We start from the raw sequence: 20,649 nt of genomic DNA on the forward strand, positions 1-20,649 counted from the left end.
CAGGCACATGACGTCGACCAACAGAAAAGGGCGGCCCACTTGGCCGCCCTTCTCGATGCTCAGTAATGTCTCAGTTCAGAACGAGGTACCGTACCGCTCGTTGCCGATAAAGCCGAGCTTGGTGATGCCGGACCGCTTGATGACGGCCAGGACCTGATCGACCTTCTCGAACTTGGCCTGAGGATCAGGCTCGAAGTGGAGCTCGGGCTCGACAGGCAGCGCCTTGGAGGCCGCCAGATACTGGGTCAGCGTCACCTGCGTGACCGGCTGGCCGTTCCACGCGACGACACCTTCCGGGTTGATCGTCAGCGCATTCTTGTCCGGCAGCACCGGCGGAGGCGGCGTGTTCTGGTTCTGCGGCAGATCGACCTTCACCGCATGGGTCTGCGGCGGGATCGTGACGATGAACATGATGAGGAGCACGAGCATGACGTCGATCAGCGGCGTCGTGTTCATCTCCATCATCGGCTCGTCGTCACCGCGGCCTGAACTCATGGCCATAGGTAATACTCCTGGTTAGGCGAAAGCGGGATGCTAGAAAGTGGCGCTCTGCTGCTGGTTTCCGGGCGGCTGCGAGATGAAGCCGACGCGCGCAAAGCCCGCCATCTGCATCGTGTAGATGGCCCCGCCGACGCACCGATAGGGCACGTTTACGTCGGCGCGGATATGCGCCTCGGGGAGGTCGAGCCCGGCGGCGTTGACGCCACCCTGACGCGCGATCTCGGTCTTGAGCTTGTCCACGGCGCGGGACAGCAGCTCGGCATGGCCGACCTTGGTCTGGTTCCAATAAACCCCGCACTCGCCGCCGGGCTCGGAAACGACCGACAGCGACACGTTCTCGGGCTTGGTTGTCGTGGGATCGAAACGGACGTCGGGCAGCTTGAGCGGCACGGTCTGCACCGCGATCGTCGTCGTAACGAGGAAGATGATGAGGAGCACCAGCATGACGTCGACCAACGGCGTCGTGTTGATGTCCGACATGGGACGGTCCTCGCCGCCTCCACCAGTGCTCATCGCCATGTGCGAGCTATCCTAATTGCCTGCTGCGGAAGGTGCATTTGACGCCGGACGATCCACGGTCGACCGGCAGGCCGGCACCGCCCGACAGGGCGATGCCGGATAGTTTCGGTTACGGGCGAGCGACGCCGCCGGTCTGGCCGGCCGTCGTGGTCGGCTTGGCACCGACCGTCGACGGGGCAGGCTTGCCGGCCATCGATGCGCTCGGGCGCACCGCGCCGTTCGAGGCGAGGAAACCGAGCACGTCGTTCGAGAAGGCCGAAAGCTCCTCGGCGATCGACTTGTTGCGGCGCTGCAGCCAGTTGTAGGCAAGCACGGCCGGGACCGCGACGACGAGGCCGAGCGCGGTCATGATGAGCGCCTCGCCGACCGGGCCGGCGACCTTGTCAATCGACGACTGGCCCGCCGCAGCGATGGCGATCAGTGCACGATAAATGCCGACCACGGTGCCGAACAGTCCGATGAACGGTGCGGTCGCGCCGACGGTCGCGAGGAACGCGAGCCCCGAGCCGAGCTGCGAGTTGATCATCGCCTCCGAACGGGCGAGCGAACCGTGCAGCCAGTCATGAGCCTCGACCGGATCGGTCAGACGACCGTGCTGCTCCTGTGCGGCGAGACCGTCGTCGACGACCTGGCGATAGGCCGAGTCCTTCTCGAGCTTGGCGGCGCCCTCGCGCAGCGAGTTAGACGTCCAGAAGCCGGTGCGCACGCGCTTGGCCTGGTTCATCACCTTCTGCTGCTCGAACAACTTGGTAAACATGATGTAGAGCGAGATGACGAGGAACAGGACCAGTAGGACGAACACGGTCTGGGAGATCAGGCCGCCCTGTTTGAGCGCCGGCCCGAGGCCGAACTGAGCGGCTGGCTCGCCGCCGGCGGCGGTTCCCGCGGCCGATAGAATGGTGGTGAGCATGTTGATATATCCCTAAGCTATGAAGTGGCTACGTAATCGCGCGGGCTGAGCCGGCTCCATCAGGACGGAACCGAACCAACCTCCCGTCAGTCCTTTGGCACCTGCCACACGATCGAGATCGTGGCGGAGTCGGTGATCGGATTGCCGGCCGTGTCCTTGGCAGGTGCGTAACGCCCCTTGCGCTGCGCGATGCGGCAGGTGGCATCGTCCAGGTCCGAGTTTCCGCTCGACGACGTCACGCTACAGGCGCTGACGCGCCCGTCCGTGCCGATCGTCAGCCTCGCCTGCACACGTCCGGCCGCGTTGGCGCGCAACGCGCCCGCCGGATAATCGTCCGTGCTATACCAGCCATGCGGATCACCCTTCGACTTCGCCGCCTGGCTCTTAACAGCCGGTGGGGCCGGGGGCGCTGCCGCCGGTGGTGCCGGCGGAGCAACGGGCGCATAGACGATTGCGGGAGCAACCGGGACAGACACGACCGGCGGTGCCGGCGACGGCGTCCGAACGATCGGTGGCGGCGACACGACCGGCGGCGGCGTCGCCGTCTGCGGTTGGTCGGGCGGCGGCGGCGGTGGCGGCACGTCCGGCGGCGGCGGGGGTGGCGGCTCCTGCACGTCAAACGTGTTGAGCTTCGGCGCGACCTTGTGGATGAAACTCACCGCAAGGCCGGTGTAGAAGGCATAGCCGACGACCGCGACGATGACCAGGACGATCACCATCGCTACCGTGCGGCTACCCGTCGCGCTGCGATCAGCGTAAGCCATTCAGCTCCCTAACTCCAAGTCGTCGAGGCGGGATCGTCGCCCAATCGAGCCAGGCGGGATGCCGAGCATCCGCCTTCTCCAGACGCCGGCCCCGCCGGGATGCAAATCTGTATCGTCGGGTTAACGGAGACGCAAACGCTTTGTCGTGCGCAACATGCGATCAGTGCGGCCACGCTCGTTTCCACTACTCCGGGCGTGGCGGCGGGAGTAGACGAACGATCATGGCTTTCCCCCTTTCCGCCCGCCGCCCGACCGTCGCCGTCGCGGCGGCGTTGCTGGCCGCATCGGCCCCCGCGCAGACCCTCCCGCCGCCTTCGGCCGGCGCCGATGCTCCGACTGCGGACGCATCGGCCGTCCCCTATGCATTCTATGCCGACCTTGTGCTGGCGGCGCCGGTGATCGTCGATGCGACCATCCGCAGCGCGGCGCGGATCAAGGGGGTGGAGGCGGCGAGCGTCGCGCCCGGACTGACGCGCTACTACGTGGAGGCCGACGTCGGCGCGCTGATCCGCGGCGCGGACGGCCTGCCGACGCGGATCGGCTGGCTGGTGGACGCAGGCGCGGGCCGCGACGGCCGGCCGCTCAAGCTGAAGAAGGCGCGCGTGCTGGTGTTCGGACGGATCGCGCCGGGCGCGGCGGGGCCGGTCGGCCAGGTGCAGCTCGTGTCCCCCGACGCGCAGGTAGACTGGTCGGCGCAAGCCGACGCGCTGGTGCGGCGGATCGCCCGCGCGGCGGTCGCGCCCGACGCGCCGCCGCGGATCACCGGCGTCGGCCGCGCCTTCCACGTACCCGGATCGCTGCCGGGCGAGAGCGAAACGCAGGTGTTCCTGACCACGGCGGACGCGCGGCCGGTGTCGCTGTCGATCCTGCGCCGGCCGGGCGAGCGGCCGAGCTATGCGGTGGCGCTGAGCGAGATCGTCGACGAAGCGGCGGGGCCACCGCCACGCGACACATTGCTCTGGTACCGCCTCGCCTGCTTCCTGCCGCGCACGCTTCCCGGCGGCAGCACCGCGTCGCTGGAGTCGGCGGACGCGGATGCGGCACGGGCGGATTACCGGTTCGTGCTGGCTCAGCTCGGGGCGTGCGGCCCGCGGGCGTTCGTCGCGAGCCGGCGAGAGGCTCCGGTCCAGAACGGAGACGCGTCTCCACCGTCGGACGATCGTCCCACCCCGGCGTCGGCGGACGATAGCCCGGCTGCGCCTTCTGACGGCGGTGGCGCGCCTCCTAGCGGCGGTGGCGCACCAGGGTGACGCCGATCGCCTCGCCTCCTTCGGCGATGGCGAGCTTGACGATCTTGACCCGCACCCGAGCGACGCGCCGGTCCTGAAGGAACAGCGTCTCGCAGATGTGATCCGCCACCGCCTCGATCAGCGTGAAATGCACGCCCGCGGGCAGCGCCGTCGTCGCGGCATGTTTCAGGTCGAGATAGTTCTTGGAAGCGGACAGCGGCGTGTCGGGATCGTACCGGTCGCGGCAGTCGAGATCGACCGTCAACGAGATGCGCAGCGGCTGCGGCAGGTGAGTTTCTTCGGAATAGACGCCGGTGAGCACCGGCACCTCGAGATCATGGACCTCGAGCTGAAGTAGGTCGTGCATGCGGGCCGCTTAGGCGCGGTCAGGCGGCGACGCTAGTTTGATCCGCTCACGCGGGCCGGTGCCGCCCGGTTCGGCGTCGCCGAACCCGCTTCAAGCGGCCGCGCTGGTACGGGCGCTCGCGCGTCCGTACCAGTCCGCCAGCGCCGAGCAGCCGTCGGGCACCGTCAACCGCGCCGCACGCGCGAAATCGATCGTCACCAGCGCGGTGATGTCTGCGAAACCATAGCCGTCGGTCGCGATCCACGCCCGATCCTTGAGCCGCGTGTCGAGCGCGGCGACGAAGCCCTGCCACATGATGTCGGCGCGATCGGCGAGTTCCGGTATCTGCGGCACCGCCGGCCCGGTGCCTGGCAGGCCGCGATCGGCGAAATACGGACGGGTGTTGCGCAGCGCATAGACGGCGGCGGCATAGCCCTCCGCCTCGATCCGGCGGGTCCACTCCTCCGTCCGGGCGAGCGCGATCGGCGTGTCGCCGAGCAGCGCCGGGCTGGGATGCAGCGCCTCCAGATACCGGCAGATCGCCGCCGACTCGGTCAACGGCTCCGCATCGCCCTCGATCACGAGCGCGGGCACGGTGCCGCGCGGGTTCACCGCCAGATACGCCGCCCCCAATTGCTCGTCGGCGCGCATGTCGATCGTGCGGCGTTCGACCTCCAGGCCTTTTTCGGCGAGGAACATCCGCACGCGGCGCGGCGAGGGAGCCCAGTCGGCGTCGTAGAGCAGCATGACCGGCATTCCATTTGCGTTCAGACCCGCCGGGGTTACAGCGCGCGGCCGCGGCAGTCCATGCAGGTGCGAGACGGGAGACATGCCGATGGTGGAGATCGTGCCCTTGGGGCAGGTAGCCGACGCCGACGTCGAGGCGCTGCTCGACCGGGCGTTCGAGCCAGGCCGCCGCGCGCGCGTCTCATACCGCATCCGCGCGGGGATGACGCCGATCGCGGCGCTGTGCTTCGGCGCGATGGAGGCGGGGCGGCTGGCAGGCTCGATCCAGGCGTGGCCGGCGTCGCTGGTGGAGGACGACGGCCGCGCCTGGCCGCTGGTGATGGTCGGGCCGGTGGCGGTCGATCCGGCGGTTCAGGGCAGCGGAATCGGCCAATCGTTGATGACGCGCATGCTCGCCGCGGCGGCCGAGATCGGGCTGGACGGCGCGATGACGCTGATCGGCGATCCCGAATATTACGGCCGCTTCTTCGGCTTCACCGCCGATCGCACGGCCAAGTGGACCGCGCCCGGCCCGGTCGAGCCGCGTCGGTTGCTGGCGCGCGGGGCGGACGTGCCGGCGGTCGCGGGCATGCTGGGCCCCCGCGTCGTGGCGGTTGCCGAACCAGCGCGTTGACCTGCGCGGCTTTACCGGCCCGCCCGGCGCGCTTACCTGATCGCCATGCCCACCGATCCGCTCCCCGATCTCGCCTCCCTGTCGCTCGCGGAGGTGGCACGGCTTGCGGCCGAGCAGAAGCTGCCGCCGGTCGATCGCTGGAACCCCACCCATTGCGGCGACAGCGGCATGCGCATCGCGCGCGACGGGACGTGGTGGCACGAGGGCGCGCCGATCGGCCGGCTGGCGATGGTGCGCCTGTTCTCCACCATCCTGCGCCGCGAGCCCGACGGCAGCCATGTGCTGGTGACGCCGGTGGAGAAGCTGTCGATCCTGGTCGAGGATGCGGCGTTCCAGGCGGTGGAGATGAAGCGCGAGGGCGAGGGCCGCGAGGCAAGGATCGCGTTCCGGCTCGACACCGGCGACCTCGTCACCGCCGGCCCGGAGCACAGCCTGCGCTTCGCCGAGACCGACACCGGTGCCGAGACGGACGGGGGTGGCCCGCGCCCCTATCTGCACGTTCGCGGCGGGCTGGAGGCGCTGGTCGCGCGATCGCTCTATTACGAGCTGGCCGACATCGCGCTGGCGGACGAGGCGGGCACGCCCGGCGTATGGAGCGACGGCGCGTTCTTCCCCCTGGAGCCGGCCGGGACGTCTGTGTGACGCTCGCCGAGCGGCTCGCGACGGCGTTGGCGCAAGGGCCGGGCGACGCGGTGCTGCTGGCGAGCGATCATCCCGATCTCGACCCGCTCGCCGTGCCGACCGAGGCTGCGGTGCTGATGCCGGTCACCGATCGCGCGCAGCCGGGCGTGATCCTGACGCAGCGCACCGACACGCTGCGCCACCACGCCGGCCAGATCGCCTTTCCCGGCGGCCGGCTCGACGCGGGGGAGGATGCGACGGCGGCGGCACTGCGCGAGGCGGAGGAGGAGATCGCGCTGCCGTCGTCGGCGGTGACGGTGGTCGGCGCGCTCGATCCCTATCGCACCGGAACCGGCTATCGCATCGTGCCGGTCGTCGGCGTCGTCGCACCCGACCTGCCGCTGGTGCCGAGCGAGGCGGAAGTCGCGAGCGTGTTCGAGGTGCCGCTCGCCTTCCTGCTCGATCCTGCGAACCATCACGAGGCGAGCGCGAACTGGAAGGGACGCGAGCGGCGGTTCTACGAGATCGTCTGGGGCGAGCGGCGGATCTGGGGCGCGACGGCGGCGCTGATCGTCAACCTGTCGCGGCGGCTGCGGTGGAGCTGAGCGATCCACCCTGGAGCCGGCGGGAAGGCCTGGCGGGGCTGGTCGCGGCACTGGGCGACGGCGCATCGCGCGTCGTCGGCGGCGCGGTGCGCGATGCGTTGCTGGGCATCGATGCCGCCGACCTCGACCTCGCCACCATCCACCCGCCCGACGAAACGATGCGGCGGCTGACGGCGGCGGGCATCCGCGTCGTGCCCACCGGCCTCGCGCACGGGACCGTCACCGCGCTGATCGCATCGGGGCCGGTCGAGGTGACGACGCTGCGCCACGACGTCGCGACCGACGGGCGCCACGCGGTCGTGGCGTTCACCGACGATTGGCAGGCGGACGCAGGCCGGCGCGATTTCACGATCAACGCGCTCTATGCCGATCCCGCGACGGGCGCGCTGCACGACTGGTTCGGTGGCCTCCCCGATCTCGCGGCCAGGCGGGTGCGGTTCATCGGCGACCCGCTGGCGCGCATCGTGGAGGACCATCTTCGCATCCTGCGCTTCTTCCGGTTCCACGCGCGGTTCGGGGATGCGGTCGATGCCGACGGCCTCGCCGCCTGCGCCGCGCGCGCCAACGACCTGATGGCGTTGTCGCGCGAGCGGATCGCGGCGGAACTGCTCAAGCTGCTGGTCGCGCCGGGCGCGGTGCCGGTCGTCGCGTTGATGATCGAGCATGGCATCTTGCTCCCAGTACTGCCCGAGATCGCCGACGCGGCGCCGCTCGCGCGGCTTGCGGCGCGGGAAGTGGCCGCGGGCGTCGCCCCCGACGCGATCCGGCGGCTAGCGGTGCTGGTGCCCGCCGACGCCGCGGCATCGGTCGCCGCCCGGCTGAAGCTGTCCACCGCGGACCGCGGCCGGCTAAAAAGCGCGACGGGGCCGCTCGGCGACGATGGACCGAGGGCGCTGGCCTATCGGATCGGGGTGGAGGGTGCGATCGATCGCCTGCTGCTGCATGGGATGGATGTCGCGATGCTGGCCGGGTGGACGCCGCCGCGGCTGCCGATCGGCGGTGGTGTGCTGGTCGAGCGCGGGCTGCGCAAGGGCCCGGCGGTCGCGGCGACGCTGGCCCGGATCGAGTCGCGCTGGATCGCGGAAGGATTTCCCGATGCGGTGCGCGCCGGGACGCTGGCGGACGAGGAAGTGGCCGCCGCACTGGCGACACCGTCAGGACCATAAGCGTCTGCTAAGCAGTCTTCGATCAAATTGAACCGGTTCGCGCCGAGCTTGTCGAAGGGCATGGCGCGAGCAGGTGCTTCGACAGGCTCAGCACGAACGGAGTTGGTTGGGTCAGTCTGATTGGAAACCGCGCTAGCCGTTGCGCTCCACGATCAGCCGGTACGCCTCGTCCTCGTCCAGCGGCCGGGCGAAGGCATAGCCCTGGCCCCAGGTGCAGCCCATGCCTGCCAGCCGCTGCGCGAGTTCCGGTGACTCCACCCCTTCTGCCACCGTCGCGAGCCCCAGTGCCTGCGCGAGCGACAGGATCGCGCGGACGATCGCCACCTTGTCCGGATCGGTCAGCATGCCGGTGACGAAGCTGCGGTCGATCTTCAGCGTCTCGATCGGCAGCTTCTGGAGATAGGCAAGGTTGGAGTAGCCCGTGCCGAAATCGTCCATCGCGAGCGCGACGCCCAGCGTGCGCAGCTGCTCCAGCGTTCGCGCGATCCGGTCCGGCTCGGCGATCAGCGCGCTTTCGGTCAGCTCCAGCGTCAGGCGATCGCCGGTGAGGCCGTTGTCACGCAACGCGGCCTCCACCGCGGGCGCGATCTGGTCGCGCTGGAGCTGGATGGCGGAGACGTTCACCGCGACCCGCACGCCGCAACCGCCAGCGGCCCCGCGCGCCTTCGATCGCGCATCCCAGCCGGCGAGCGTCCGCGCCGCCTCCGCCAGCGCCCAGCGGCCCAGCGGCACGATCAGGCCCGACTCCTCCGCGACCGGGATGAAACGCGTCGGCGGCAGCTCGCGCCCGTGCTCGTCCGTCCAGCGCGCAAGCGACTCGAAGCCATGGATGCGTCCCGTCGTCAGGTCGCAGATCGGCTGGTAGCTCAAGCGAAGCTGCCCCTGCTCGATCGCGCGTCGCAGCGCCGTCTCGATCCCGAACTGTTCGCGCACCTCGTCGAACGCGTCCGTCCGGTGCGCCTCGGTCCGGCCGCTGTTCTTGGCGCGCTTGGCCGCGAACTGCGCGTTGCGGATCAGCTCGTCGGGATCGTCGGCGCAGTCCGCCCCGAACGCGATGCCGATCGCGCAGGAGACGCGGATCTCGTAATCGGACAGCCGGAACGGCCCGGCGAGCGCGCCGCGCAGCCGCTTGGCGAGGTGATCGGCGTCGGCCGCGTCGTCGACGATCATCAGGATGCCGAACTCGTCGCCGCCGATCCGCGCCAGCATGTCGTTCGCCCGCAGCGCACCGCGCAGCCGGCGCGCGACCGAGATCAGCAGCTCGTCGCCGGTCAGCCCGCCCAGGCACGCGTTGATGCGGCCGAACCGTTCCAGATCGACGACAATGATGGCGCGGCGCGCGCGCTCCGCCGGGACCAGCGCCTCCAGCCGCTCCCCGAAGCCGGATCGATTGGCGAGCCCGGTCAGGCTGTCGGTCGCCATCTCGCGACGCAGGCTGTCCTCGGCGCGCAGCTCCGAAGTCTGGTCGACCAGGCTGACGAGGCAGCGGTCGGAGCCGCTGGCGACGATGCGGGCAAAGGTCACGGTGTACTTGCGAGGATCGACGATCCCGTCGACACCCCATGCGAACTCCTCCCGCGCGCGACCGCCTTGCGCGAAGTCGACAAGGCGTCCCCCCAGCCCTTCGGGCAGCATCGACCCCGGCCGGCGCGGCGTCAGATCGGCCGCGCAGAACGCCCGGTTCACGGCAACGATGCGCAGCACGCCGTCCAGGCAATCGACGAGTGCCGCCGGGATCGGCAACAGCTCGAGCATCGTCTCCTCACCCGTCGCGTCACGAGGTGGCGGACTGATCAATCGCGGTGGCACGGCGGGCAGGGCGGACGACATCGCCCTTCCGCATAGATGCGGTAGGTTAAGACCTCTTGAAAGAACCGAAATCAGAAGCGGTTATCGCGCGGGAAGCCGGTCGGCGGCATCCGCCCGGCGGCACCGCGCGCGGCGCGCCAGGGGCGCAGATCGCTTTCCGTGCGCGTGCGGCCGCTCCCCCCGCCCATCGGCCAGCTCAGGCCCGCGGCGAACACGAACGGCATCGCATCGGACAGGCCGCCGTCGCCATAGCGCTGCAACTGCACCCCCTGCCCGCGCGCGAGCTCGGGCAGTTCGGCAAGCGGGAAGACGAGCAGGCGGCGGTTGTCGCCGATCACCGCCAAGTAATCCGCCTCCGCCGGCACCGGTCGCACCAGCTTCAGCACCGCGCCGGGACGGAGCGTCATTACCGTCTTGCCCTTGCGCGTCTCGGCCAGCACGTCGGCGGCAGGCACCACGAAGCCGCGGCCGTCGCTCGCCGCCACCAGCAGCCTCGCTCCCGGATCGGCACGCAGCAAGGCGACGATGCCGACGTCGCCATCGAGGTCGATCGTCAGCCGCACGGGCTCGCCGAACCCGCGGCCGCCCGGCAGCTTGTCGGCGGCCAGCGTGTAGAACCGCCCGTTGGCGGCCGCGAGCAGCAGCTTGTCCGTCGTCTGTGCATGGAAGGCGAACAGCGGTCCGTCACCGTCCTTGAACTTCAGCGTCTCCGCGGACACGAGGTCGCCATGTCCCTTCATCGCGCGGATCCAGCCGCGCTGCGACAGGATGACGGTGATCGGCTCGCGATCGATCATCGCCTCCAGCGGAATGTCGCGGGTCGGCGGCGCCTCCGCGATCGTGGTGCGGCGCCGGCCGAGCGGGGTCTCCGCGCCGTAGCGGTCGCGGATCCTGCCCAGATCGCGCTTCATCCGCGCGCGCTGCTTCCTGGGATCGCCGAGCAACGCGACGAGCCCCGCCTGCTCCTTCTCCAGCTTCGCCTGTTCGGTGCGCAGCTCCATCTCCTCCAGCCGGCGCAGCGAGCGCAGCCGCATGTTGAGGATCGCTTCCGCCTGCCGGTCCGACAAGGCGAACTCGGCGATTATGACGGGCTTGGGCTCGTCCTCGCCGCGGATGATCTCGATGACGCGGTCGAGGTTGAGGAAAGCGACGATGTAGCCGCCGACGAGCTCCAGCCGGTCGGCGATCTTCGCCAGGCGATGCTCGGTGCGCCGCCGCAGCACCACGAACTGGTGATCCACCCAGGCGGCGAGCGCCGCGCGCAGCGACATGACGCGCGGCGTGCGGTCCTTGTCGAGCACGTTGAGGTTGAGCGGCACGCGGATCTCGAGGTCCGACAGGCGGAACAGCCCCTCCATCAGCACGTCGGCGTCGACGGTGCGGCTGCGCGGTTCCAGCACCAACCGGATCGCCGCGTCGGACTCGTCGCGCACGTCGGCCAGGATCGGCAGCTTGCGGTCGTTCACCAGCGCGGCGATCGCCTCGATCAGCTTGCCCTTCTGGACGCCATAGGGGATTTGGTCGACGACGACCTGCCAGCCGCCGCCCTTCTCGCGCTCGACGCTCCAGCGCGCGCGGACGCGGAAGCTGCCCCGGCCGGTCGCATAGGCCTCGCGGATCGCGGCGGGCGGATCGACCACCAGCCCGCCGGTCGGGAAATCGGGCCCGGTGACGTGCTCCAGGATCGCCGCGTCGTCCGCGTCGGGACGATCGACCAGCAGCATCGCCGCCTCCAGCAGCTCGGCGGCATTGTGCGGCGGGATGCTGGTCGCCATGCCCACCGCGATGCCGGCCGCACCGTTCGCCAGCAGGTTGGGGAACATGCCCGGGAACAGCTCGGGCTCCTGCTCCTCGCCATTGTAGGTCGCGCGATAGTCGGTCGCGTCCTCGTCGAGCCCGTCCATCAGGTCGATCGCGACCTGCGTCAGCCGCGCCTCGGTGTAGCGGTAGGCGGCGGCATTATCCCCGTCGATGTTGCCGAAATTGCCCTGCCCGTCGACCAGCGGATAGCGGAGCGCGAAATCCTGCGCGAGCCGCACCATCGCGTCGTACACGGACTGGTCGCCGTGCGGATGGTATTTGCCGATCACGTCACCGACGACGCGCGCGCATTTCTTGTACCCCGACGCCGGATCGAGCTTCAGCAGCCGCATCGCCCACAACAATCGCCGGTGGACGGGCTTCAAGCCGTCGCGCACGTCGGGCAGCGAGCGGGCGGTGATCGTCGACAGCGCATAGACGAGATACCGGTCCGACAGCGCGCTGTCGAAGGGCGCGTCGAGGATGCCGATCGGCGGCTCGGTGAAGTCGGTGGCGGCCATGCGTATCCATGTACGTAGCAGCAGCGCGAACGCATCGGCAACATTGCCGAGGCCGAACGACAGGTCGAAGCCGACGCGCGGCAAGCGGCAAGAACGGTCGATGTGGTTCACGCAATCGCGCGCCGTCTCTGTTATGGGAGCCGGATGATCGGGCTGATCGAGGTGACGCGATGTATGGCATGACGACCACGGTTGCCGCCTTCCCGACCGCGACGCTGATCCGCGAGAGCCAGCCGATCGGCCGGTCCGTGCGCGGCTGGGCGCTGGGTCCGGGCCGGACGCTCGCCGGACGGTACGCCGGGCCGGCGCTGTCGCTGGCGATCCTGGGTGCGGCGCTGTACGAACTGGGGCATATCGATCTAGGCCGCATCGTGTCGCTCGTCCCCGCGCGGCCGGCCTTCTGGGTGGTGTTCGCGCTCTCCTACATGGTCCAGCCGCTGTGCGACTGGGCGATCTATCGCCGGCTGTGGAACATCCCGGTGTCGGCGGTCGTCGCGACCACGCGCAAGACGATCGGCAACGAACTGCTGTTCGGCTATGTCGGCGAAGCATATCTCTATTCGATCGCCCGCAGACGCGGCCAGGGCGCGGCGGCCGCGTTCAAGGCGGTGCGCGACGTCGCCATCCTGTCGTCGGCGATGGGATCGGTAGCGACGCTCGTCGTGCTGGCGCTCGCCTGGCCGTGGCTGGCGCATCTGTCGCTCGGCGTCACGCCGCTGCTGCTCGCGGCCACGCTGGTCGTGATTGCCACGCCGCCGATCGCCGCGCTGGCCTTCCGCTCGAAGCTCAGCTTGCCGGCATCGCTGCTCGCGCAAATCGCCGGCTGGCATGGCCTGCGCGCTGCCGCCACCGTCACGCTGACGGCGGTGCTGTGGCACCTCGCGATGCCCGCGGTGGCGGTCCATTGGTGGCTGGTGCTGTCGGCGGTCAAACTGCTGGTGTCACGCCTACCCTTCGTCTCCAACCGCGAGCTGATCTTCGCCGGGATCACCAGCCTGATCTTCGGGCGCGCCGCCGATATCGCCGCGCTGATGGCGATGATGGCCGCGCTGATGGTCGCCGCGCACGTCATGGCCGGGATCGGAACGGCCGCCGGCGATGCTGCGGTCTCCGCCATCGCCGGGATCCGCACCAGCCGCCGCACCGCGCGCCATCTCAATCGGCACACCATCGCCGCCTGATCGACGTTTTTCCTTGCCGGTCCGCTGCGGATCGGACCCGAGCGTGACGTCCTCGTCATGATCGGGGGGAACCGGATCGACAGCGCCGATGCACCGTCTCCTGGGCCGTGTAGACCGACGCTTCGATCATCGCCTCCGTCCCCGCCGACGGAGCCTGACGATGTTGCTCGACCTCAACCGCGCCGATATGTGGCCAGGGGAAAGCCCTCGCCCGGCCCCTCGCGGGTCGAGCCGCGCCGGTCGCCGGCCGAACCCGTACTGGTCGGCCGTGCTGCCGTTCTTCAACGAGCGCGCCTATCTGCCGGCGACACTCGCCAGCCTGGCCGCGCAGACCGAGGCGCCGCGGGTCATCCTGATCGACAACGGCTCCACCGACGGTTCCGCCGCGCTGGCGCTCGCGGAATGCGCGCGGCTCGGGCTGGACCACCTGTTGGTCACCGAGCGTCGCCCGGGCAAGGTGGCTGCGCTCGCCGCCGGGCTGGCGCTGGTCGATACGCCGCTGGTGGCGACCTGCGACGCCGATACCCTCTATCCCGCCGGCTATCTCGCCGCCGCGCGCCGCGTACTGGCGCGCGAGCGCACGGTGGCCGCCGGCGCTTTCTTCGCCGCACGGGGCGCGGATGACGAGACGCGGGCGCGTGCCGGTCGCAAGATCGTCGCCACCGCGCGACTGCTGCGCCGCCAGTGCCACACCGGCGGCGCGGGCCAGGCGTTCCGTACCGACGCGCTGCGGGCGGCGGGCGGCTTCGATACCGGGCGATGGGGCTGGGTGCTGGAGGATCACGAGGTGATCCACCGCGTCCTCCATCGCGGACAGGCCGGCGCGACGATGGGTTATGCCGAGGATCTATGGTGCAGCCCATCGCCTCGCCCGCGCAACAGGGCGTCGATCCGCTGGACGGCAGGCGAGCGCTTGCTCTACGCGGTGACGGCGCCGGTCGCCGGCGACTGGTTCTTCTATCGCTTCCTGGCCATGCGGCTGCGGAAGCGCAAGCTGACGAGCGAGCGAATACGCGAGCGGCCGTATCAGGGCCTCGGGGGAGTGATGGGTGGAGCGACGGCTTGTCCTGTGTGCTGACGACTTCGGCCTTTCGCCCGCGGTAAGCCGGGTCATCGCCGACCTCGCCGCCGCCGGACGGATCAACGCCACCGGATGCATGACCGCGATGCCCGGCTGGCGCAGCGACGCAGCGATGCTGCGGGACGTGCCGGCGCGTGTCGACACCGGCGTCCACCTGACGCTGACGCTGGAGGCGCCGCTGACGCGTATGCCGCGGCTCGCGCCTGCCGGCGTGCTGCCCGGCATCGACGAACTGCGGCGACGCGCCGCCGCGCTGCCACTGGATGAGATCGCTGGTGAGGTGACGGCGCAGCTCGACCGCTTCGCGCAGGTGATGGGCCGCGCGCCCGATTTCGTCGACGCGCACCAGCATGCCCATGTCCTGCCCGGCATCCGCGACGTAGTGCTCGACGCGGTCGCCGCGCAGGCGCCCGGCGCGTGGGTGCGCGACTGCGTCGACCGGGCGTCCGCCATCGCCGCACGGCCCTGGCGCGGCAAGGCGGCGGCCAGCGCGTGGCGGTCGCGCGGGCTCGCGCGGGCGGCGGCGGCGCGGGGGCTCACCGTCAATTGCGGCTTTGCGGGCCATTACGGGTTCGCCGGCGACTATCGCGCGATCTTCCCCCGCTTCCTCGCCGCCGCGGGTGACGTCCACCTCGTGATGTGTCACCCCGGCGCGGGGGAACGGCCGGGCGATGCGATCGCGGCGGCGCGTGTGGCGGAGGCGGCGGCGCTCGCGACGCTGCCGGTCGCGAAGCTCGCCGCCGCCCGGGGCCTTGCCTTCTGACATGACGGCGTCGATGGGCGGCCTCAGGCAGGTGTTCCTCGATCGGCGGCCGATGCTGTTGCGGCTACTGACCGCGCGGCTGGGCAACGCGGACGATGCCGAGGACGCGTTGCAGGACATGTGGATCAAGCTCGACGGCCTGGCCGTGCAGCCGATCGCCGATCCGGCCGCGTTCCTGTATCGCATGGCTGCGAACCACGCGAGCGACCGGCGGATCGCGGGCGCGCGGCGGACGGTGCGCGACGACGCTTGGCACGGCGTTCAGCCGGACTCAGCCGAACAGCCCGATGCCGAGCGTGTGCTGATCGCCCGCGACCGGCTGCGCGCGCTGGAGGCGACGATCGCACAGATGCCGGAGCGGATGCAGGCGGCGCTGCGGCTGTTCCGCGTCGAGGAACGCTCCCAGCGCGCGATCGCCGCCGAGCTCGGCATCACCGTGAGCGGCGTCGAGAAGCTGCTGAAACGCGCCTATCTGCAAATAAACGCGGCCCGCGATGCGGAAACGTCGCTGCCGCACCGTCCTGCTATTGAAGGAGGGTCCGATCGTGATTGACCCGATGCTGATGGAAGAGGCGATCGGCTGGCACGTGCGCCAGCGCGACATGACCGAGGATGGATGGGAAGCGTTCGTCGCATGGCTCGAGACGAGCCCGGCGCATGCCGGCGCCTATGAAGTGGTCGCGAGCGGCGACGGGCTGTTGACCGAGGCGCTGGCCACGGTGCCGGCGCCGGTTGCCGCACCGGTCGCCCGGCCGATCATGCCGCGCGCGCCGGTGCTCACGCATCGCCGCTGGGGCTGGATGGCGGGCGCCGGCGCGATCGCCGCGACGCTGGCGGTGGTCGTGGTGCCGCTCGCGCACCGTGGCGCCGCCCAGCCTTACGAGGTGGAGACGCGGCCCGGCGAGCATCGCACGCTGGCGCTGGCGGACGGCACCCAGGTCGAACTCGACGGCGGCTCGCGGCTGCGGCTCGACCATGCCGACCCGCGCGTGGCGGACCTCGAGTCCGGCGAGGCGCTCCTGCACGTACGGCACGATGCGACCCATCCGTTCACGCTCCGCTCCGGCGACGTCGCGATCCGCGATATGGGCACGGTGTTCGACGTCACCCGCACGGGCGCCCGGCTCGACGTGGCGGTCGCGGAAGGATCGGTTATGTTCCAGCCGTCCGCCGACGCGGTGACGCTCACGGCGGGTCGGCGACTGTCGCTGGATGAGACGCGCGCGCACATCACGTTGGGCAGCGTGACGCCGGCGGATGTCGGCGGCTGGCGGCAGGACCGGCTGAGCTTCACGGGCGAGCCGCTGGCCGGCGTCGCCGCGGCGCTGGAGCGTCGTTACGGGACGATTATCGTGCTGGGCGCGGGCTTGCCGGACCAACCCTTCACCGGCATGATCGGCCTGAGTGGTTCGGCGGAACGCGACATTCCTCATATCGCGGCGTTGATCGGGGCGGACTGGCAGCACGAGCGTGGGCAATGGACGTTGGCGTCAAGGAACGGGACGCCGGGCGCGCGCGGTACGCGGTAACGCCCGCGCGCGCCGGCGCGTCGCCGTCGTCTTCGCGCTTCTGACGGTTACAGGATCGGTCGTTCCGGCGCGCGTAGCAGCGCAGAGTTCCAGCCTCTCGATACCCGCCACGACGCTCGACCGCGCGCTCGCCATGCTCGCGCGCCAGTCGGGGGCGGATATCATCAGCACCGAACGGGGCCTCGGCCACGTCCACGTGCCGGCGCTCGATCGGGCGCCGTCGGTCGCCGCGGCGCTCGACCGGTTGCTGGCCAACAGCGGCTATCGCGCGATCCGGATCGACGCGCGCAGCTTCCGGATCGTCGCCGCGCCGCTCCGCGCGCTGCCGCCTGCACCCGTGGTAGTCGCCAGGCCCCGCCCCGCTCCGCCCCCACCCGCGACTCGTGGCGAGGACGTGATCGTGACCGCCAGCAAGCAGCGGATCCCGCTGCTGCGGTTCCCCGGCAGTCTGACGATGGTCGGCGCCGACACCTGGTTGCTCGCCAACCCCACCGCCGACCTGACGGAGATCGGCCGCGACCTGCCGATCCTGCAGAACACCGAGCTCGGGCCGGGCCGCAACAAGCTGTTCATTCGCGGCATCGCCGATTCAAGCTTCAACGGATCGACCCAGTCGACCGCCAGCACCTATCTGGGCGACGTCCAGATCGGCTTCTCCGAACAGGACCCCAACCTCAAGCTGTACGACATGGCGGGCGTTCAGGTGTTGGAGGGGCCGCAGGGCACGCTGTACGGATCGGGCGCGATCGGCGGCATCATCCGGCTGCTGCCCAACCCGGTGGACCTGAACGGCGTCGGTGCGGAGGTGGCCGGCGGCGTGACGCTCACCCGCAAGGGCGAGCCGGGCGGCGATGCGAGCGGTGTCGTCAACCTGCCGCTGCTCAGCGGACACGCCGGGTTGAGGGTGGTCGGCTACGACGAGCATGAAGGCGGCTATATCGACGATCCGGGACGTGGCCTGACGGACGTCAACCGCGTGGACACGGTCGGCGGCCGCGCGACGCTGAAGATCGCGCCGGGTGGCGGCTGGTCGGTGGAGCTGGGCGGCGTGCTGCAGCGCATCTCGGCGGCCGACGGCCAATATGCGGACCTGGCCGTCGGGCCGCTCGCACGCCGTTCCGCCATCGCGCAGCCGTTCAGCAACGACATCTCCGTCGCGAGCGCACGGATCGAGAAGGATTGGGGCAACGGGCTGCAGTTGCTGTCCGTCACCGGCATCGCGCTCTATGGCTCGTCCGACGTGTTCGACGCGACGCCGGCGGCCACCCGCGCAACGCCCGCGCCGCATGTGCAGGTGTATACCAGCATCGGCGACAAGCAGTTGATATCGCAGGAGCTGCGCCTGTCGCGCTCTGCCGTCGACGGCATCTCCTGGGTGGCGGGCGCGTCGGTGCTGCGCGACAGCGACGGCACGACGCGGACGCTGGGCAGCGCCGATGCGCCGGCCGAGATCATCGGCGTCACCAACGTCACGCGCACCGCATCCGTCTTCGCCGAGGCCACCGTGCCCGCCAGCCCCGCGCTGTCGACGACGTTCGGCGGGCGCGTCACCTACGCGCGCACCGACGGAGAGCCGTCGTTCCGGCCGAAGGTGAGCGACTTTGTGGTCGGGCGCTCCACCGCGCGCTTCGATCCCACGGTCGCGCTGTCGTGGCGGCTCGCGCCATCGCTGGCCGCCTATGCGCGCATCCAGTCCGGCTATCGCACCGGCGGGCTGGCGGTCGCGACCGGTGTCGGCCGCGTCGCCAATTTCGCGCCCGACTCGATCCGCGTCGCGGAGGTCGGCCTCCGGCACGTGCGCACCGGCCCGACGGGCATCGCCTTCTCCTCGGCCGTGTCGCTCGCGCGCTGGCACGATATCCAGGCTGATCTCGTCAACCGGAAAGGATTGCCCTACACGCTGACGCTGGGCGACGCGCGCATCCTGGCGGTGGAGGCGCAGGCGGACTGGATACCGATCCGCGGCCTGCGCGCCACCGCCTCCGCGTTGTTCACCGACAACCGGATCACCGGTGACCTGGCGATGCTGTCGAGCCCCTCCCACCGTCGGCTGCCGGACACGCCGGCGTTCGCGAGCACCGGCGACATCGCGTACCAGTGGCCGGTCGGCGCAGGCGTGGTGAGCATCGGCGGATCGGCAAGCTATGTCGGCCGATCGGTGCTGGGCGCGGGCGATCTTCTCGACATCAGCCAGGGAAACTACACGGTCGCGGCGCTGCGTGCCGGCTGGAGCCGACACCGGCTGGAGCTGACGCTCACGCTTGATAATCTGACCGACCAGAGCGCCAATCTGTTCGCGATGGGCAACCCATTCGCGCTGGCGAACCGCACGCTGGTCACGCCGCTGCGCCCGCGGTCGTTGCGGCTGGGGGGCAGGGTGCATTGGTAATCCGGGTGCGTCACCTCGGCGCCCTGAACACCGACAGCATGTTGCGGCCGACGGGGAGCACCGCCACTCTGACGTAGCGGCCGCGTGCGAGCGTGGTCAGGAGCATCGGGCGCAGGTCCGGTCGCTCGAAATCGTCCCACGATTGCACCACGACCGTGTCGGGATCGCGGGCGAGCACGCGGGCGACTTCTGCGTGCTGGTCGACGCCGATCGCGCCGGTCTCGCGATCGAGCAGCAGGTGCGCCGGCATCAGATAGGGCGTCAGCGCCGGCCGGTCGGTGGCGGTGTAGAGCATCGGCGAGCCAGAGTAGACGTAGAGGCTGCCCGGTCCCCGTCCCACCGCCTGAGCCACCGCAGCGAACTCGGCGCGAGTGCCGCGGTGCACCCTCTCGGCCAGGCAGATTGTCTGCCCGGCGGCGAACGTCAGCACCAGCAGCGGCAGCGACACCGCCCGCAGGGCGCGCCCCCACTCGCCCGGTCGCGCGAACGCCCCTGCGGCGCACACGCCCGCCGGCAGCATCACCGGCAGCGTGTAATGGTTGAACCACGACCCGAACACGGCGAGGCCCAGGATCGCGGCGGCGAGCCAGGCGTAGAGGAAGTGGCGCCGGTGCGCGGTCTCCCGATCCTCAGCGCGCGCGACGCCGGCCAGCGCCAGCAGCACGAGCGGCGCGAGGATGCCGATCGCGATCATGCCGTTGCGTGCCTGCTCGCTCCACGGATCGCTCCCGCGCTGCAGGATCGACAGGAAATTGGCGTACAGGAACGCCTGCGTCCGGCCGATCGCGGCGTAGAAGCCCAGCACCATCAGCGTCGGCAGCAGCGCCGCGGCGATCCACGCGCCCCCCCGCGCCAACAGCGACGGCACGGATCGGGCGGCGCGCCACTCCGCCCACAGCAGCCACAGACCGAAGGCGGCACCCTCGAACACCACGGAATATTTGATCTGCAGCGCGCAACCGACGATCAGCATCGCCGCCAGCCCGAGCCGGACCCGCTGGCGCGCGCCCATGTCGGCGTCGCCGGCGCGCATCGTGACCCAGGCGGCGGCGGCGGTGAACAGGTCGTAAAAGGCCGGCGCCTGCCCGCCCTGCCCGTCCGCCAGATCGAGCCACACAATGGTGAGGATCGCCCCTATCAGCGCGCCACGCTGCCACCCCGCCCGATCCGCCAGCGCCGCCGCGACCAGCGAGGTTCCCCAGACGAAGACGCTCGCGAGCAGCTGGTAGCCGAGAACCGCGGCGGCGGGTGGCAGCCAGGCGACGGGCATGTAGAGCAGGAACAGCCCGACCGGCTTCCGGTCCCACACGTCGACATACAACAGCGCGCCGCGCGCCATCGCGCGCGCGACCGTTAGGTAGAACTCCTCGTCGACATGCACGACCGGATCGCCGAACGTCGCCGCGCGGGCTGCGAGCGTAACTGCAAGGAGGATCAGCGCACGCCATCGCCAGAGGAACCCGGCCGGGTCCGCGCGCGCGGCATCGGGAAAACGGGGCACGGGCGTAGGTTCGGCCTTGGACGGGTGACGGGGGTCCTTAAGGCGCGCGGCGGT

The 20,649-nt window shown here is 70.5% G+C and carries 20 protein-coding genes; 11 read left to right on the plus strand and 9 right to left on the minus strand.

Annotated features, from left to right (window positions below; genetic code table 11):
• Nucleotides 1-75: 75 nt before the first annotated feature.
• From ACFE65_RS04490 to ACFE65_RS04505, 4 genes are all read right to left on the minus strand, one after another.
• Complete coding sequence (locus tag ACFE65_RS04490) at nucleotides 76-501, minus strand: ExbD/TolR family protein (RefSeq protein WP_375381146.1); 426 nt, start codon at nucleotides 499-501, stop codon at nucleotides 76-78.
• A gap of 33 nt (nucleotides 502-534) precedes the next feature.
• Nucleotides 535-1,020 (minus strand): ExbD/TolR family protein, encoded by a 486-nt coding sequence (locus tag ACFE65_RS04495; RefSeq protein ID WP_375381147.1) that lies wholly within the window; start codon nucleotides 1,018-1,020, stop codon nucleotides 535-537.
• A gap of 109 nt (nucleotides 1,021-1,129) precedes the next feature.
• A complete protein-coding gene (locus ACFE65_RS04500; RefSeq protein ID WP_375381148.1) occupies nucleotides 1,130-1,930 on the minus strand; it encodes a MotA/TolQ/ExbB proton channel family protein in 801 nt (266 codons plus the stop codon).
• Between the two features lie 86 nt (nucleotides 1,931-2,016).
• Nucleotides 2,017-2,694, minus strand: a complete 678-nt coding sequence (locus ACFE65_RS04505; RefSeq protein ID WP_375381149.1) for an energy transducer TonB — start codon at nucleotides 2,692-2,694, stop codon at nucleotides 2,017-2,019.
• Nucleotides 2,695-2,915: 221 nt separating this feature from the next.
• Here ACFE65_RS04505 and ACFE65_RS04510 point away from each other — a divergent pair, with 221 nt between their 5' ends.
• A complete protein-coding gene (locus ACFE65_RS04510) occupies nucleotides 2,916-3,944 on the plus strand; it encodes a hypothetical protein (protein ID WP_375381150.1) in 1,029 nt (342 codons plus the stop codon).
• Here ACFE65_RS04510 and ACFE65_RS04515 read toward each other — a convergent pair.
• Complete coding sequence (locus ACFE65_RS04515) at nucleotides 3,919-4,290, minus strand: dihydroneopterin aldolase (RefSeq protein WP_375381151.1); 372 nt, start codon at nucleotides 4,288-4,290, stop codon at nucleotides 3,919-3,921. The genes ACFE65_RS04510 and ACFE65_RS04515 overlap by 26 nt on opposite strands.
• 90 nt (nucleotides 4,291-4,380) lie before the next feature.
• Nucleotides 4,381-5,016: a glutathione S-transferase family protein gene (locus ACFE65_RS04520; RefSeq protein WP_375381152.1), complete on the minus strand. Its 636-nt coding sequence runs from the start codon at nucleotides 5,014-5,016 to the stop codon at nucleotides 4,381-4,383.
• An 88-nt stretch (nucleotides 5,017-5,104) separates the two neighbouring features.
• On the opposite strand from ACFE65_RS04520, the gene ACFE65_RS04525 reads away from it, so the two are divergent.
• From ACFE65_RS04525 to ACFE65_RS04540, 4 genes are read left to right on the plus strand one after another with little or no spacing between them, the layout of a single operon-like run.
• Nucleotides 5,105-5,629 carry a GNAT family N-acetyltransferase gene (locus ACFE65_RS04525; protein WP_375381153.1) on the plus strand — a complete coding sequence of 175 codons (525 nt, stop codon included), beginning with the start codon at nucleotides 5,105-5,107 and terminating at the stop codon, nucleotides 5,627-5,629.
• Between the two features lie 45 nt (nucleotides 5,630-5,674).
• Nucleotides 5,675-6,271 carry a DUF1285 domain-containing protein gene (locus ACFE65_RS04530; RefSeq protein ID WP_375381154.1) on the plus strand — a complete coding sequence of 199 codons (597 nt, stop codon included), beginning with the start codon at nucleotides 5,675-5,677 and terminating at the stop codon, nucleotides 6,269-6,271.
• Nucleotides 6,268-6,855, plus strand: a complete 588-nt coding sequence (locus ACFE65_RS04535; protein WP_375381155.1) for a CoA pyrophosphatase — start codon at nucleotides 6,268-6,270, stop codon at nucleotides 6,853-6,855. The genes ACFE65_RS04530 and ACFE65_RS04535 overlap by 4 nt, the downstream gene beginning before the upstream one ends.
• Nucleotides 6,846-8,021 carry a CCA tRNA nucleotidyltransferase gene (locus ACFE65_RS04540; RefSeq protein ID WP_375381156.1) on the plus strand — a complete coding sequence of 392 codons (1,176 nt, stop codon included), beginning with the start codon at nucleotides 6,846-6,848 and terminating at the stop codon, nucleotides 8,019-8,021. The genes ACFE65_RS04535 and ACFE65_RS04540 overlap by 10 nt, the downstream gene beginning before the upstream one ends.
• 132 nt (nucleotides 8,022-8,153) lie before the next feature.
• Here ACFE65_RS04540 and ACFE65_RS04545 read toward each other — a convergent pair whose 3' ends face one another.
• Nucleotides 8,154-9,776: a putative bifunctional diguanylate cyclase/phosphodiesterase gene (locus ACFE65_RS04545; protein WP_375381157.1), complete on the minus strand. Its 1,623-nt coding sequence runs from the start codon at nucleotides 9,774-9,776 to the stop codon at nucleotides 8,154-8,156.
• A gap of 125 nt (nucleotides 9,777-9,901) precedes the next feature.
• Nucleotides 9,902-12,151 carry a DNA topoisomerase IV subunit A gene (gene parC / locus ACFE65_RS04550; RefSeq protein ID WP_375381210.1) on the minus strand — a complete coding sequence of 750 codons (2,250 nt, stop codon included), beginning with the start codon at nucleotides 12,149-12,151 and terminating at the stop codon, nucleotides 9,902-9,904.
• Nucleotides 12,152-12,330: 179 nt separating this feature from the next.
• Here parC and ACFE65_RS04555 point away from each other — a divergent pair, with 179 nt between their 5' ends.
• From ACFE65_RS04555 to ACFE65_RS04580, 6 genes are all read left to right on the plus strand, one after another.
• On the plus strand, nucleotides 12,331-13,332 hold the full coding sequence (locus tag ACFE65_RS04555; protein ID WP_375381158.1) for a hypothetical protein: 1,002 nt from the start codon (nucleotides 12,331-12,333) through the stop codon (nucleotides 13,330-13,332).
• 160 nt (nucleotides 13,333-13,492) lie between these two features.
• A complete protein-coding gene (locus ACFE65_RS04560) occupies nucleotides 13,493-14,410 on the plus strand; it encodes a glycosyltransferase family 2 protein (protein ID WP_375381159.1) in 918 nt (305 codons plus the stop codon).
• Nucleotides 14,382-15,176: a ChbG/HpnK family deacetylase gene (locus ACFE65_RS04565; RefSeq protein WP_375381160.1), complete on the plus strand. Its 795-nt coding sequence runs from the start codon at nucleotides 14,382-14,384 to the stop codon at nucleotides 15,174-15,176. Before ACFE65_RS04560 ends, ACFE65_RS04565 begins: the two co-directional genes overlap by 29 nt.
• Nucleotide 15,177: 1 nt before the next feature.
• Nucleotides 15,178-15,729 (plus strand): RNA polymerase sigma factor, encoded by a 552-nt coding sequence (locus tag ACFE65_RS04570; protein ID WP_375381161.1) that lies wholly within the window; start codon nucleotides 15,178-15,180, stop codon nucleotides 15,727-15,729.
• Nucleotides 15,722-16,705 (plus strand): FecR domain-containing protein, encoded by a 984-nt coding sequence (locus tag ACFE65_RS04575; RefSeq protein WP_375381162.1) that lies wholly within the window; start codon nucleotides 15,722-15,724, stop codon nucleotides 16,703-16,705. Before ACFE65_RS04570 ends, ACFE65_RS04575 begins: the two co-directional genes overlap by 8 nt.
• Nucleotides 16,647-19,094 (plus strand): TonB-dependent receptor domain-containing protein, encoded by a 2,448-nt coding sequence (locus ACFE65_RS04580; protein ID WP_375381163.1) that lies wholly within the window; start codon nucleotides 16,647-16,649, stop codon nucleotides 19,092-19,094. The genes ACFE65_RS04575 and ACFE65_RS04580 overlap by 59 nt, the downstream gene beginning before the upstream one ends.
• Before the next feature lie 10 nt (nucleotides 19,095-19,104).
• Here the strand turns inward: ACFE65_RS04580 and ACFE65_RS04585 are convergent, their stop codons facing one another.
• On the minus strand, nucleotides 19,105-20,595 hold the full coding sequence (locus ACFE65_RS04585) for a hypothetical protein (protein WP_375381164.1): 1,491 nt from the start codon (nucleotides 20,593-20,595) through the stop codon (nucleotides 19,105-19,107).
• Nucleotides 20,596-20,649 lie beyond the last annotated feature (54 nt).

It is taken from the genome of uncultured Sphingomonas sp. (genome assembly GCF_964237335.1).
Lineage (GTDB): Bacteria > Pseudomonadota > Alphaproteobacteria > Sphingomonadales > Sphingomonadaceae > Sphingomonas.

Coding starts and splice junctions, on each gene's coding strand:
- ACFE65_RS04490 (WP_375381146.1), bottom strand. CDS start 501: ATGGCCATGAGTTCAGGCCGCGGTGACGACGAGCCGATGATGGAGATG.
- ACFE65_RS04495 (WP_375381147.1), bottom strand. CDS start 1,020: ATGGCGATGAGCACTGGTGGAGGCGGCGAGGACCGTCCCATGTCGGAC.
- ACFE65_RS04500 (WP_375381148.1), bottom strand. CDS start 1,930: ATGCTCACCACCATTCTATCGGCCGCGGGAACCGCCGCCGGCGGCGAG.
- ACFE65_RS04505 (WP_375381149.1), bottom strand. CDS start 2,694: ATGGCTTACGCTGATCGCAGCGCGACGGGTAGCCGCACGGTAGCGATG.
- ACFE65_RS04510 (WP_375381150.1), top strand. CDS start 2,916: ATGGCTTTCCCCCTTTCCGCCCGCCGCCCGACCGTCGCCGTCGCGGCG.
- ACFE65_RS04515 (WP_375381151.1), bottom strand. CDS start 4,290: ATGCACGACCTACTTCAGCTCGAGGTCCATGATCTCGAGGTGCCGGTG.
- ACFE65_RS04520 (WP_375381152.1), bottom strand. CDS start 5,016: ATGCTGCTCTACGACGCCGACTGGGCTCCCTCGCCGCGCCGCGTGCGG.
- ACFE65_RS04525 (WP_375381153.1), top strand. CDS start 5,105: ATGGTGGAGATCGTGCCCTTGGGGCAGGTAGCCGACGCCGACGTCGAG.
- ACFE65_RS04530 (WP_375381154.1), top strand. CDS start 5,675: ATGCCCACCGATCCGCTCCCCGATCTCGCCTCCCTGTCGCTCGCGGAG.
- ACFE65_RS04545 (WP_375381157.1), bottom strand. CDS start 9,776: ATGCTCGAGCTGTTGCCGATCCCGGCGGCACTCGTCGATTGCCTGGAC.
- parC (WP_375381210.1), bottom strand. CDS start 12,151: ATGGCCGCCACCGACTTCACCGAGCCGCCGATCGGCATCCTCGACGCG.
- ACFE65_RS04555 (WP_375381158.1), top strand. CDS start 12,331: ATGACGACCACGGTTGCCGCCTTCCCGACCGCGACGCTGATCCGCGAG.
- ACFE65_RS04560 (WP_375381159.1), top strand. CDS start 13,493: ATGTTGCTCGACCTCAACCGCGCCGATATGTGGCCAGGGGAAAGCCCT.
- ACFE65_RS04570 (WP_375381161.1), top strand. CDS start 15,178: ATGACGGCGTCGATGGGCGGCCTCAGGCAGGTGTTCCTCGATCGGCGG.